The organism is Novosphingobium sp. PP1Y (assembly GCF_000253255.1).
In the GTDB taxonomy this organism is placed as follows: Bacteria; Pseudomonadota; Alphaproteobacteria; order Sphingomonadales; family Sphingomonadaceae; genus Novosphingobium.
Genome location: NC_015580.1, coordinates 244,389 through 256,832, shown reverse-complemented (window position 1 = coordinate 256,832; position 12,444 = coordinate 244,389). Strand labels below are relative to the sequence as shown.

The window sequence follows — 12,444 nt, the reverse complement described above, 5'->3', positions numbered from 1 at the left end:
ACGGCACCGATGGCCCGGTAATTGCCGCGCGTGTCTTTCATGTCACAGGCAGCGTGGCGATTTTGCACTGCAGCAAGACGGCAGTCGAGGTAGCCGCGCCCACCCCGGGCCCCTCCCGCGCGCGGGAGGGGCGGTCTTGTCGTTTTCCCGCTTGTGCGGGAGAGGCCGCCATGACGCAGCGGCGTGTGGCCTGGCGGATTACTCCGCTGCCTGCGTGCCGCCGAACATGTCGGGCTCGCTGCCGTCGTCGAGTTCGTCGACGTCGTTGGCCTTGGCCTTGCGGCGCTGGTCGAAGTTCGTCCAGACGTCGTTCCAGTTGCCGCGGGTCGCGCCCTTGGAATATTCGGTGGCGCGGGTCTCGAAGAAGTTGGCATGCTCGACGCCGTTGAGCAGCGGCTGCAGCCAGGGCAGCGGGTGCTCGTCGATCAGGTAGATCGGCTTGAGGCCAAGCTGGCCGAGACGCCAGTCCGCGATGAAGCGGATGTACTTCTTGATGTCCTTGGCGGTCATGCCGGGGACCGGGCCCAGCTCGAAGGCCAGGTCGATGAAGTTGTCTTCCAGCCGCACGGTCGTCTGGCACTGGTCGGCGATGTCTTCCTTCACCGCCTTGGTCAGGCAGTCGCGTTCCTTGGTGAAGGCGTGGAACAGGCGGGTGATGCCCTCGCAGTGCAGCGATTCGTCGCGCACCGACCATGAAACGATCTGGCCCATGCCCTTCATCTTGTTGAAGCGCGGGAAGTTCATCAGCATCGCGAAGCTCGCGAAAAGCTGCACGCCCTCTGTGAAACCGCCGAACATGGCGAGCGTGCGGGCAATGTCCTCATCGGAATCGACGCCGAAACGCTGCAGATAGTCGTGCTTGTCCTTGAGCTCGGCATATTCGAGGAACATGCCGTACTCGCTCTCGGGCATGCCGATGGTGTCGAGCAAGTGCGAGTAGGCCGCGATGTGCACCGTCTCCATGTTGGAGAAGGCGGTGAGCATCATCTTGATCTCGGTCGGCTTGAACACCCGCGCGTACTTGTCGTGGTAACAGTCCTGCACCTCGACGTCGGCCTGGGTGAAGAAGCGGAAGATCTGCGTGAGCAAGTTGCGCTCATGCTCGGAAAGCTTCTGCGCCCAGTCGCGGCAATCTTCGCCCAGCGGCACTTCCTCGGGCAGCCAATGGACCTGCTGCTGGAGCTTCCAGTAGTCGTAGGCCCAGGGATATTCGAAGGGCTTGTAGGTCTTGCGGGCTTCGAGAAGGGGCATGGGCGACTCACTCCGGGCATCGGTTGATCAGTGGCCCGGTCGATTCGGCCGGCCGGATCGGCGGCTCGGCAGGACTTTCCGGGTCGAAAACGCTTTCGCCCGCAGTGACATGACCCGAGCGAAGGGCGCCACGATAACCAAAAATCGCTTTGCGGTGGGAGACGTGCCTGGAACATATGCACAGCCTCGTCCCCCGCATATCTAGCGGCCCGATGAATATGGGGACGCTAGACCTAGTATTCCAGAGCCCGGCCGACCCGCTCGAATGCGACGCGACTCGTGCTTGGTCCTTGGCTTCGCCCCGCGCGCGGCCCGGCGCCGCTCGCAGGAACCCGAGCGCCGCCCGAGGCATTATTCATGATATAGGGGGATGGCATTTGTGCCCTCCTCAACAGGAGAAATCCCATGACAGAGCAGAGATCGGAGGAAACCGCCTGGACGACGGTCGTGGGAACGATCCGCAAGGGCATGCGGGTACTCAATCCCGACGGTTCGTGCATCGGCATCGTGTCGGGCATGAAGGGAGAGGAGATCTTCCTCGATGGAACGCCGGACGATCAGGAGCACGACTTCATCGTCATCACCCAGGTCGACGGCGTCGACGAGACGAGCGTCCTCCTGTCCGGGCGCGGGGATGCCACCTTCGGGCTTGGCGGCACCCCCTGAACCTTACTTCCAGAACCAGCGCGGATTGAGCGAGCGGCTCTTCCGGTTCTGCCACATCTGCACGTAGAGCCACAGGCCCGAAATCGAGAAGAAGATCAGGGTCAGGCCGGAGAGCACCGAAATCAGCGTGCCGATCGGGCCGAAGCTTTCACCCGAGTGCAGGTGATGGAACAGCCCGGTCAGCGAACGGATGCCGCCTGCATCGCCGCGTGGCGGCATGCACCGCCAGCCTTCGGGGCATTCGAAGCCGGGCGGCGGCGCGGCCGCGGCCTGTGCGGCAGCATCGGGCGCGCCGCTCGGCCAGAGCACGGCAACCTGGCTCAGGACCCCTGTCACGGCGATCCAGAGCATGAAGACGCCAAAGAAAACGGAAAGCCATCGGTGCCACTTGCGCATTGTCGTATCTGGTCCTGAAACTGATGCCGGTAGAGGAACTGTCTTGTGCGATCCCATCCGCATTCGGCCCGTCGACCTCAAGCCGCAAATTGTCGCAAATGGTAAAAGCTGCACACTTCGAGGGCACATTCCGGCAAAGCTGCTATCCTTCGCCTTTTACGCAGACGAATACTTGCCGGGCCCGATCGTAACCGGCTGATGCGGGCGGAGAATTCGCTCCGGCAGCGCCGCGAACGGTGCGGATTTCTGCGGTATTGCGACATTCAAGCTACGAAAGCCGGCGGGGAAAACTCCGCTCGTGCCCCTCCAACCGGGCTATCGGCTACAGTCAAACCGCACTAAAGAACCTGTCAAAATCCCATGAAAATCGGGCGTCGCGTGCAAAAGTGGGTATCTGGAAGAAATTCGTACAGTTTTTGAAGTGGTTGATCTTGCCGGTCATCCTTGACAGGGCCACGCGCCCTGGCGCGGTGCCGATCAATGCCGACCTGCTACCCGTGCCCGGCGGCGAAACGCGCTTCCTTTTCCTTCACGGCAAGGGTGAATTCCGCCACGAAATCGTGCGCACCTCGCACTATCAGCCCGAGCTCAAGACGATTGCAGGCAATGGCGATGGCCCGCGCCGCAAGCACGAATGCATCGCGACCCTCGACCTTGACGAGGACCATGCGAACAGCCGGGGCGATGTCGTCGTCACCATCGACGATATCGTGATCGGCTCCTGCCCGCGCACCCTGACCACGCAGTTTCGCGAATGGCTCAAGCGCTGGCACCTTTCGCACGCAATGGTGAAGTGCAGCGCGGTGATCGTGATGGTGGCCGACCGCAGCGGGACCAACGGACCCAATTACCGGGTGAAGATCGACATCGAACTGCCGTTCCGAATGACCGTGGAGTAATCCCGGTCGGCGAGAAGCCCTGCCCGAACGGCGTGCCTCTCTTCATCCGGGCTCAAACGAAAACGGCCCCCGGAAAACCGGGAGCCGCTTCCGCTGGGAGTCCGTGTCGGGGCTGAGCAAATGCCGCCCCCCGGCAATTCCCTTATTGGCAGGCAAGACACTCGTCGTAGTCGGTGGTCTCGCCGATCTCGAACTTGGGTGCGACCTTGGTATTGTCCGCTTCCACACCGCCGGCGAAACCGGCGCGCTGCACCGACTTGGAGCGCAGGTAGTAAAGCGACTTGATGCCCCTCTCCCAGGCCTGGAAGTGCAGCATCATCAGGTCCCACTTGTCGACGTCGGCCGGGATGAACAGGTTCAGCGACTGGGCCTGGTCGATATAGGGCGTGCGGTCGGCCGCGAATTCGAGCAGCCAGCGCTGGTCGATCTCGAAGCTGGTCTTGTAGATCGCCTTTTCCTCGGGCGAGAGGAAGTCGAGCTGCTGGACCGAGCCGCCATGCTCGAGGATCGAGTTCCACACGTTGGTGGAGTCCTTCGACTTCGAGGCCAGCAGCTTCTGCAGGTAGGGGTTCTTCACCACGAAGGAGCCCGAAAGCGTCTTGTGGGTGTAGATGTTGGCCGGGATCGGCTCGATGCAGGCCGAGGTGCCGCCGCAGATGATCGAGATCGACGCGGTCGGCGCGATCGCCATCTTGCAGCTGAACCGTTCCATCACGCCCTGATCGGCCGCGTCCGGGCACGGGCCGCGTTCCTTGGCGAGCATCATCGAGGCCTCGTTGGCCTTCTGGTTGATGTACTGGAACATCTGCAGGTTGAGCGCCTTGGCCATCGCGCTTTCGAAGGCGATGCCCTTCTGCTGCAGGAACGAGTGGAAGCCCATCACGCCCATGCCGACCGAGCGTTCGCGCATGGCCGAATACTTGGCACGGGCCATCTCGTCCGGCGCGCGGTCGATGTAGTCCTGCAGCACGTTGTCGAGGAAGCGCAGCACGTCTTCCACGAAGCGCTTCTCGCCCTTCCACTGGTCCCAGGTTTCCAGGTTGAGCGAGGACAGGCAGCACACCGCCGTACGGTCGTTGCCGAGGTGGTCGCGGCCCGTGGGCAGGGTGATTTCCGAGCAAAGGTTCGAGGTCGAGACCTTGAGGCCGAGATCACGGTGATGTTTGGGCATCATGCGGTTCACGGTGTCGGAGAAGACGATGTAGGGCTCGCCGGTGGCCAGGCGGGTTTCGACCAGCTTCTGGAACAGCGAGCGGGCATTGACCGAACCGCGCACCGAACCGTCGCGCGGGCTCTTGAGCTCGAACTCACGGCCATCGCGCACGGCTTCCATGAACTCGTCGGTGAGCAGCACGCCGTGGTGCAGGTTGAGCGCCTTGCGGTTGAAATCGCCCGAGGGCTTGCGGATCTCGAGGAACTCCTCGATCTCGGGGTGCGAGACGTCGATGTAGCAGGCTGCCGAGCCGCGGCGCAGCGAACCTTGCGAGATCGCGAGGGTCAGCGAGTCCATCACGCGCACGAAGGGAATGATGCCGCTGGTCTTGCCGTTGAGGCCCACCGGTTCGCCGATGCCGCGCACCGAGCCCCAGTAGGTGCCGATGCCGCCGCCGCGCGAGGCGAGCCAGACGTTCTCGTTCCAGGTCGCGACGATGCCCTCGAGGCTGTCGTCCACCGAGTTCAGGTAGCACGAGATCGGCAGGCCGCGCCCGGTGCCGCCGTTCGACAGGACCGGGGTAGCGGGCATGAACCACAGCTTCGAGATGTAGTCGTAGAGCCGCTGCGCATGCTCCTGATCGTCGGCATAGGCATCCGCGACGCGCGCGAAGATGTCCTGGTACTTCTCGCCGGGCAGCAGGTAGCGGTCGTCCAGCGTCTCCTTGCCGAAATCGGTCAGGAGCGCATCGCGGCTGTCATCCGTGACGACCTTGAAGCGGCGGTCATGGATGGTCTTCGAATCGCTCTTGCGCGGTGCCTTCGCCGCGTCGACCAGATCTGCGGTTGCGATGTCGGATTTATCCATGGCGACTGCCGGGCCCTTGCCCGTCTCCTTGTTCTGTTTGCTCGCGTCCTGCGCCCCTACGGCACAGTCCGTATCCGAAGCCACCGCCCCGACATGTTCCACGTCAGCACTTTCCACGACCGCGTCGCTTTCGTTCCTGAAATCCACTTTTCGCCCCCGTGTCATCGCACTTGTCATCGAACTGCCCGAAAGCAGCGTCATCTTTTCCGCATCGGCCGGGCGGTACCGTCACGAGTCGGCGAGGATCTGGATTCCCACCTACCAGATATGGTACAAAAAGAGAACGGAATTACCCGTTCCGCCTTGGCCCTAGAGGCTTCCGGTCGGCCTTCACACCGGGACTCGCCCCCTGGTGGGCCCTGATCCGCCCACTTGCGATCCCTCTAGGTATTGAGCCCCGGCCGCCGCTGCGACACAACCCATAGTGCCTGTTCTGGATTTCACTGCAAGAGGGGGGCCCCTGATCCGACGGGCTTCGCATCGGACGGCTGGACAGCCCCGCCGCTCTCGCGACGCGTGGGAAGTCCTTCACCCGCGTCTCTGGCAAGTCCGAATGTCACGCCTGCGCCGAAAAATTTTTCCCCAGTAATCTGACGACGAACCGAATCAGGAATACGACGAAACGAGACCTCCGGTGCCCTGATCGCGAGCCCCAGTTGCCTGCCGGGGCTTTCGCAAGCAGGCCATGGCGGGATGCAACCGTCTTGTCTTTCAACGGTTATAAGGCAGCCTGATTCGAGAACGGACTGGCAGGAGGGAAACGAAATCATGCTCAACATCATCGGCGCAATCATCAGCGGCCTCATCATCGGCGTGCTGGCGCGTTTCTTCTACCCGGGCGCGGTCGACATGGGCTGGATCGCGACGATCCTGCTGGGCATCGGCGGTTCTCTCGTCGCCGGGCTGGTCTCCAGCCGTGGTCAGCGCGACTTCAGCCGCGCCGGCTGCCTCGCCTCGATCATCGGTGCCATCGTGCTGATCTTCCTCGGTCGGCTGCTCGGAATCGGCGCCTGATTTCCGAAGGCTGAAGCGCGCCCCGCTGCCCGCCCTGGCGGGGAAGGCGGTGGGGATTGCGCGATGGAGAACCCGAACCCGGCCCCGCGCGCCTAGGGCACCATTACGGTGTCCTGCGCCTCGGGAAGCGTCCGGGGATAATCGAGCGTGAAGTGCAGGCCGCGGCTTTCATGACGGCGCAGGGCCGACTGCACGATCAGTTCCGCCGACTGCAGCAGGTTGCGCAGTTCGACGAGATCGGTCGAGACGCGGAAGTGGCGGTAGTATTCCTCCACTTCGCCGTTGAGCATCTGGATGCGGTGCATCGCGCGTTCCAACCGCTTGGTGGTGCGCACGATGCCGACGTAGTTCCACATGAACCGGCGGATCTCGGTCCAGTTCTGCTTGATGACGACTTCCTCGTCCGAATCGGTGACGCGGCTTTCGTCCCAGTCGCGGATCGGCGGCGGAGCATCGAAGGCGTCCCAGTGATCGAGAATGTGCGCGGCCGCGGCCTCGCCGAAGACGAAGCATTCCAGCAGCGAATTGGACGCGAGGCGGTTCGCGCCGTGCAACCCGCTTTCGGTGCACTCGCCCGCGGCATAGAGCCCGGGCAGGTCGGTCCGCCCGTCGAGGTCCACCAGCACGCCGCCGCAAGTGTAGTGCTGCGCCGGCACCACCGGGATCGGCTCCTTCGTCATGTCGATGCCCAGCGAGATCAGCTTCTCGTAAATGTTCGGGAAGTGCTCCTTCACGAATTCGGGCGGACGGTGGCTGATATCGAGGTGGACGTAGTCCAGGCCGTAGCGCTTGATCTGGTCGTCGATCGCGCGCGCGACCACGTCGCGCGGCGCCAGTTCGGCCCGCTCGTCATAATCGGGCATGAAGCGGTGGCCGGTAACCGGGTGCTTGAGGTGCCCGCCCTCGCCGCGCACCGCCTCGGTGATCAGGAAGTTCTTGACCTCCAGATTGTAGAGGCAGGTCGGATGAAACTGCATCATCTCCATGTTGGAGACGCGCGCACCGGCGCGCCAGGCCATGGCGATCCCGTCCCCGGTGGCGCCGCGCGGGGCGGTGCTGAAGCGATAGACGCGCCCCGCCCCGCCGGTGGCGAGCACCGTGGCGCGCGCCGTATAGGCCTCGACGTGCCCGGTCTGTTCGTTGAGCGCATAGACGCCCCAGATGCGCCCCGAGCCGGAATAGCGCATCTCGTGCCGTCCGGTGATGAGGTCGATGCACGAACGGCCCGGCAGCAGGGTGATGTTGGGGCTGTCCTCGGCAGCCTTGAGCAGCGCCTGCTGCACGGCCCAGCCGGTGGCATCGTTGACGTGGACGATGCGGCGGTGGGAATGGCCGCCTTCGCGCGTCAGGTGCAGCGCATCGCCTTCCATGTTGAACGGCACGCCCAGCTCGACCAGCCGTCCGATTGCGCTGGGCGCGCGCTCGACGACGTATTCGACCGTCTCGAGCCGGTTCAGGCCCGCACCGGCGACCATCGTGTCACGGATATGCTCTTCAAAGGTGTCACCGGCATCCAGTACGGCTGCAATGCCGCCCTGCGCCCAAGCAGTGGAGCCACCGGTCAACTGGCCCTTGGCGAGGACCAGAACCTTGAGCTTCGAGGCCAGTGCCAGAGCTGCGGTAAGGCCCGCTGCCCCCGAACCAATGATGACGACATCGTATTGCACGCTACTGCGATCTGACGGTTCCATCCCGCCTCATTGGCGAGAGACGCGCCCAATCGCAATAACCTGCCGGTAGACAGAGAGTCTTTTTGGCTTTTCCGCTCCCTGCCCTCTTACAAGTGCAGGTCAGGCCGCCTGGCTGGTCAGGCTGACGAAGACGTCCTCGAGATCGGCTTCGCGGGTCGTCACGTCGACAATCGAGAAGCCCTGCGCCTGCACCGCCGAGAGGATCTCGCCGGCATTGGCGCGGTCCTTGTCGTAGGTGATCTCAAGCATGCGCTCACCGCTGGTTTCGCACTTCACGAAGCCGGGGTGACTGGGCATCTCGGTCAGGTCGCGATCGAGCGTGAGGACCAGGATCTTCTCGCGCGCCATGCCGACCAGTTCGCGGGTAGGCTTGTTGGCGATCAGTTCGCCGTGGTTGATGATGGCGATGCGATCGCACAACTCCTCGGCTTCCTCGAGGTAGTGCGTGGTAAGTACGATCGTCACACCTTCGCGGTTCATCTCGGTGACGAGTTCCCAGAGCTGGCGGCGCAGTTCCACGTCGACGCCCGCGGTCGGCTCATCGAGCACCAGCACCGGCGGCTGGTGGACAAGCGCCTTGGCGATCAGCAGGCGCCGCTTCATGCCGCCGGACAGCGTGCGCGAGTAGGCATCGCGCTTGTCGGCAAGGTGGACGGCGCGCAGCAGTTCCTCGCTGCGGCGCAAGTGCTTGGCGATGCCGTAGAGGCCCGCCTGGATCTCCAGCACCTCGTAAGGCGTGAAGAAGGGGTCGAAGACGATTTCCTGGGGCACGATGCCGATCGACCGCTTGGCGTTGCGCTGGTCGCGATCGATGTCGAAGCCCCAGATATCGATCGAGCCGGAAGTCTTGCGAACCAGCCCCGCCATGATGTTGATGAGCGTCGACTTGCCCGCGCCGTTCGGGCCGAGCAGGCCGAAGATCCCGCCTTCCGGAACGTCGAAAGAGACGCCTTTCAGGGCAAGCTTGCCTTCGTCGCCGCCAGCAGGAGCGTAACGCTTCTTGAGGTCGCGAATGGAGATGGCGGGGGCTGCAGTGCTGGTCATTCCTGCGCATTTGGGGGAAGTTGCCCTCCGGGTAAAGCCCCGGCTGGCAAGGCAGCGTGCAGGCGCGCGTCCCGCGGCGGCGCGGGATCTTCCCACATGAGGTTGCGAATCTGCGCCGTTCCGCGCTGGAAATGGCCAGCACTCGCTGCTAATGGCGCAGCTCATGAGCAACGCGCCCGAAACCGTCTACACCGATTCCCCTCGCGTCTCCTGCGACGGGGCTTCCGACATCCGCGCCAACGGCGCCTACAAGCCCGCCGCGCTGGGCCATCCCCGCGTGTGGATGGAAATCGACGAAAAGGGCTATGTTGATTGCGGTTACTGCGACCGCCGCTTCGTGCTGAAGGGCGGCCCCGCAGACCAGCAGGCGGCCTGATTGGCTTACGTCCCGGTCCTCGGCCGGGACGCCCCGCAAGATCTTCGGCACTGGCCCGATTGCGGCCATTGCCATTTCAATTCGCGCCGGTGGGCCTATATCCGGTCCTATGACCGTTACCGACCCGCGCTCGCTACTTTACCGCCAGCTCACGCCCGAGGACGCACAGGCGCTTGCCGCCGAAACGCTGCAGGCGTGCGACGACGGCGAACTCTACATGCAGTTCATGGCGACCGAGGCCTTCGGCTTCGACGACGGGCGCCTCAAGACCGCCGACTATTCGCGCGATGCAGGTTTCGGCCTGCGCGGCGTTTCCGGCGAGATGACCGGCTTTGCCCACGCCAACGAGATTTCCGCCGCCGCGATCCGCCGCGCGGGTGAGACGCTGCAGCTGCTCGACCCGGCAACCGGCAAACGCGCCGCACCGCCGCAGAAGAGCAACCGGCACCTCTATACCGATGCCTCGCCGCTCGACCTCGTCGGTTTCGGCGAGAAGGTGAAACTGCTCGAGACCATCGACGCCGCCGCCCGCGCCCGCGACCCGCGCGTCGCGCAAGTCAGCGCCAGTCTCTCGGGCTCCTGGTCGGTGGTCGAGATCGTGCGGGCCGACGGCTTCGTCGCCACCGACGTGCGCCCGTTGGTCCGCCTCAACGTCTCGATCGTCGCCGAAAGCAACGGACGGCGCGAGACCGGCTCGTTCGGCATGGGCGGGCGCTGGCTCTACGACGACCTGTTCAAGCCCGAGAACTGGAACCACGCCATCGACACTGCGCTTGAACGCGCGCTGATCAACCTCGAAAGCGTCGATGCTCCCGCAGGGGAGATGACCGTGCTGCTCGGCCCCGGCTGGCCCGGCGTGCTACTGCACGAAGCCATCGGCCATGGCCTCGAGGGCGACTTCAACCGCAAGGGCACTTCGGCCTTCACCGGACGCATCGGCGAACGCGTGGGCGCACCTGGCGTCACTATCGTCGACGACGGTTCGATCATGGGCCGCCGCGGCTCGCTCACCATCGACGATGAAGGCACGCCCACGCGCGAAACGGTCCTGATCGAGGACGGCGTGCTCAAGGGCTACATGCAGGACCGCCTCAATGCGCGCCTGATGGGCGTCGAGCCGACCGGCAATGGACGCCGCGAAAACTACGCCCATGCCCCGCTGCCGCGCATGACCAACACCTTCATGAAGTCCGGCGAGGACGATCCCGAGGAACTGCTCGCCCGCATCGGCAACGGCATCTACGCCAAGAACTTCGGCGGCGGCCAGGTCGACATCGTCTCGGGCAAGTTCGTTTTCTCCTGCACCGAAGCCTACAAGGTGGAGAACGGCAAGCTCGGGGCGCCGATCAAGGGCGCCACGCTGATCGGCGATGGCCCCTCCGTCCTCACCCGGGTCAAGGGCATCGGCAACGACATGGCGCTCGACGAGGGCGTGGGCATGTGCGGCAAGGGCGGGCAGAGCGTGCCGGCTGGCGTCGGCCAGCCCAGCCTTCTGATCGAGGGTCTCACCGTCGGCGGAACCGCCTGATATCGGCTGACGGCATTCCCTGCCGATCGAAGCCCCTGCGGTCAGCTTCGGTTAAGACGGTTCGTGCGAAAGTCGCGATGAAAGGGAAGTGGGATCAAAGGAGAAATGACATGCAGAAGGTACTTGCCGCTGTAGCTGTCGCCGCCACGCTCCTTGCCGCACCCGTCGCAGACGCGCGCACCAAGCTCACCGGCGAGGAACAGCTGGCCAAGATGCTCGATGGCCGAGAGGCCGGGAAGCCGGTCAATTGCATTCCATCGTACATGGCGCAGGACACGCGCGTGATCGACAAGACGGCGATCGTCTATCGCGTCGGCAGCACGCTTTACGTCAATCGCCCAAGCAATGCCGATTCGCTCGATGACGACGACATTCTCGTCACCAAGCTTCATTCCAGCCAGCTTTGCCGGCTCGACACCGTGCAACTGCACGATCGCGGCAGCCACTTCTGGAACGGCTTCGTGGGGCTTCAGGACTTCGTGCCCTACACCAAGATAGCGTCGGCCAAGTAAACGCCAGCGCTATTCTACCAAGAGGTCCCCTGCGGAAGGCGGCCGGGAGTTTCTCGCGGTCGCCTTCTGGTTTGCGATCCACCTGTTCCAGACAGATTAATGCCTTGCAGCGGTTGCAATCCACAAGCGACCTGCGGCATGTCCTGCGCCCTCGAGCCCACCCTGGCTTGGCAACTCATGCGCCCGGGCAACAAGCTCGGGCGCATTTTTCATGCGCGCGATGCGTTATGGAAGGAAACCCAGGATGGCCATACGATCCGGTAGCCGATGGCTCCTCGCCGCGCTCTATGCGGCAGCAGGCGTGCTGCACCTCGTCATGCCTGACCCGTTTGTTTCGATCGTGCCGCCGTGGGTTCCGTTTCCGGCAAGCGTCGTCGCGCTGACCGGACTTGCCGAATTGGCTGGCGCGGCAGGGTTGGCCCAGCCCTTTTTACCCGCAGTGCAACGTGCCGCCGCTTGGGGTCTTGCAGCCTATGCGCTGTGTGTCTGGCCAGCCAACGTGCAACATATGCTGATCGACATGGCGAGGCCCGACCATGGCCTTGGGCTCGCCTATCACCTGCCCCGGCTAGCCTTGCAACCGGTGCTGATCTGGTGGCCGCTATGGGCAGGCAAGGTTATCGCCTGGCCCTTCCGTTCACGCCCCTGAGCCGCACGTGCCCTCTCGGCGCAAAAGCCGATATTCGTCTGAAATCGGCTAGTCCCTCCTCCAGCCAAGGGCTTCGGGTATTTCACGGCTCCGCGCATTGCCGCTGCATCGGCCAATTCAGCTTCGTACTCGGCAATGAACTCCGAAGCGATACGGGTCGAATCGATCACCGCCGGAATCCCGCAGTAGGCCGCAACCGACCGTCGGCGGGCTCGTGTTCGACACCAAACTCCTGATCGCGCGACCATTGAAGATGGAAGCCATGCAGGAATTGGCACAGACACGCGCCTCCAGGAAGAACTGAACTTGCCGTCGTTCGCACGCATGGACGCTTACCCACGAGGTCTTACCCTGCATGGGGGCTTGCCCGACTCACTCGCGAGGCGTATTCAGGAATC

Annotated in this window: 12 protein-coding genes; 7 read left to right on the top strand and 5 right to left on the bottom strand. The window is 63.8% G+C overall.

Annotated features, from left to right (window positions below):
- Window positions 1–198 precede the first annotated feature (198 nt).
- Window positions 199–1,251 (bottom strand): ribonucleotide-diphosphate reductase subunit beta, encoded by a 1,053-nt coding sequence (locus PP1Y_RS07345; RefSeq protein ID WP_007012369.1) that lies wholly within the window; start codon window positions 1,249–1,251, stop codon window positions 199–201.
- Window positions 1,252–1,656: 405 nt separating this feature from the next.
- Between PP1Y_RS07345 and PP1Y_RS07340 the strand changes: the two genes are divergently transcribed.
- Window positions 1,657–1,917: a DUF2171 domain-containing protein gene (locus tag PP1Y_RS07340; RefSeq protein ID WP_013831665.1), complete on the top strand. Its 261-nt coding sequence runs from the start codon at window positions 1,657–1,659 to the stop codon at window positions 1,915–1,917.
- 3 nt (window positions 1,918–1,920) lie between these two features.
- On the opposite strand, the gene PP1Y_RS07335 is transcribed toward PP1Y_RS07340, so the two are convergent.
- On the bottom strand, window positions 1,921–2,313 hold the full coding sequence (locus PP1Y_RS07335; protein ID WP_007012371.1) for a PepSY domain-containing protein: 393 nt from the start codon (window positions 2,311–2,313) through the stop codon (window positions 1,921–1,923).
- A 431-nt stretch (window positions 2,314–2,744) separates the two neighbouring features.
- Between PP1Y_RS07335 and PP1Y_RS07330 the strand changes: the two genes are divergently transcribed.
- Window positions 2,745–3,212 carry a hypothetical protein gene (locus tag PP1Y_RS07330; protein WP_232512574.1) on the top strand — a complete coding sequence of 156 codons (468 nt, stop codon included), beginning with the start codon at window positions 2,745–2,747 and terminating at the stop codon, window positions 3,210–3,212.
- Window positions 3,213–3,354: 142 nt separating this feature from the next.
- On the opposite strand, the gene PP1Y_RS07325 is transcribed toward PP1Y_RS07330, so the two are convergent.
- A complete protein-coding gene (locus PP1Y_RS07325) occupies window positions 3,355–5,397 on the bottom strand; it encodes a ribonucleoside-diphosphate reductase subunit alpha (protein ID WP_013831663.1) in 2,043 nt (680 codons plus the stop codon).
- 603 nt (window positions 5,398–6,000) lie between these two features.
- Here PP1Y_RS07325 and PP1Y_RS07320 point away from each other — a divergent pair.
- Entirely contained in the window at window positions 6,001–6,246 is a 246-nt protein-coding gene (locus PP1Y_RS07320) for a GlsB/YeaQ/YmgE family stress response membrane protein (RefSeq protein ID WP_041558659.1), read from the top strand.
- 92 nt (window positions 6,247–6,338) lie between these two features.
- On the opposite strand, the gene nadB is transcribed toward PP1Y_RS07320, so the two are convergent.
- Both nadB and PP1Y_RS07310 read right to left on the bottom strand, forming a co-directional pair.
- Window positions 6,339–7,937, bottom strand: coding sequence for an L-aspartate oxidase (nadB, locus tag PP1Y_RS07315; RefSeq protein ID WP_013831662.1), 1,599 nt, complete (start codon window positions 7,935–7,937; stop codon window positions 6,339–6,341).
- Window positions 7,938–8,036: 99 nt separating this feature from the next.
- A complete protein-coding gene (locus PP1Y_RS07310; RefSeq protein ID WP_041558658.1) occupies window positions 8,037–8,981 on the bottom strand; it encodes an ABC transporter ATP-binding protein in 945 nt (314 codons plus the stop codon).
- A gap of 163 nt (window positions 8,982–9,144) precedes the next feature.
- Here PP1Y_RS07310 and PP1Y_RS07305 point away from each other — a divergent pair, with 163 nt between their 5' ends.
- From PP1Y_RS07305 to PP1Y_RS07290, 4 genes are all read left to right on the top strand, one after another.
- The gene (locus PP1Y_RS07305) at window positions 9,145–9,357 is read left to right on the top strand and encodes a zinc-finger domain-containing protein (protein ID WP_041559185.1); all 213 of its coding nucleotides are present in this window, start codon (window positions 9,145–9,147) and stop codon (window positions 9,355–9,357) included.
- 109 nt (window positions 9,358–9,466) lie between these two features.
- Entirely contained in the window at window positions 9,467–10,885 is a 1,419-nt protein-coding gene (gene tldD / locus PP1Y_RS07300; RefSeq protein ID WP_013831659.1) for a metalloprotease TldD, read from the top strand.
- Window positions 10,886–10,995: 110 nt separating this feature from the next.
- Window positions 10,996–11,397: a hypothetical protein gene (locus PP1Y_RS07295; protein WP_013831658.1), complete on the top strand. Its 402-nt coding sequence runs from the start codon at window positions 10,996–10,998 to the stop codon at window positions 11,395–11,397.
- Window positions 11,398–11,641: 244 nt separating this feature from the next.
- Window positions 11,642–12,046, top strand: a complete 405-nt coding sequence (locus tag PP1Y_RS07290; RefSeq protein WP_013831657.1) for a DoxX family protein — start codon at window positions 11,642–11,644, stop codon at window positions 12,044–12,046.
- Window positions 12,047–12,444 lie beyond the last annotated feature (398 nt).

Bases quoted from the DNA above. Each gene is read 5' to 3' on its own strand.
- PP1Y_RS07345 (WP_007012369.1), bottom strand. From the start codon at position 1,251: ATGCCCCTTCTCGAAGCCCGCAAGACCTACAAGCCCTTCGAATATCCC.
- PP1Y_RS07340 (WP_013831665.1), top strand. From the start codon at position 1,657: ATGACAGAGCAGAGATCGGAGGAAACCGCCTGGACGACGGTCGTGGGA.
- PP1Y_RS07335 (WP_007012371.1), bottom strand. From the start codon at position 2,313: ATGCGCAAGTGGCACCGATGGCTTTCCGTTTTCTTTGGCGTCTTCATG.
- PP1Y_RS07325 (WP_013831663.1), bottom strand. From the start codon at position 5,397: ATGACACGGGGGCGAAAAGTGGATTTCAGGAACGAAAGCGACGCGGTC.
- PP1Y_RS07320 (WP_041558659.1), top strand. From the start codon at position 6,001: ATGCTCAACATCATCGGCGCAATCATCAGCGGCCTCATCATCGGCGTG.
- nadB (WP_013831662.1), bottom strand. From the start codon at position 7,937: ATGGAACCGTCAGATCGCAGTAGCGTGCAATACGATGTCGTCATCATT.
- PP1Y_RS07310 (WP_041558658.1), bottom strand. From the start codon at position 8,981: ATGACCAGCACTGCAGCCCCCGCCATCTCCATTCGCGACCTCAAGAAG.
- PP1Y_RS07305 (WP_041559185.1), top strand. From the start codon at position 9,145: ATGAGCAACGCGCCCGAAACCGTCTACACCGATTCCCCTCGCGTCTCC.
- tldD (WP_013831659.1), top strand. From the start codon at position 9,467: ATGACCGTTACCGACCCGCGCTCGCTACTTTACCGCCAGCTCACGCCC.
- PP1Y_RS07295 (WP_013831658.1), top strand. From the start codon at position 10,996: ATGCAGAAGGTACTTGCCGCTGTAGCTGTCGCCGCCACGCTCCTTGCC.
- PP1Y_RS07290 (WP_013831657.1), top strand. From the start codon at position 11,642: ATGGCCATACGATCCGGTAGCCGATGGCTCCTCGCCGCGCTCTATGCG.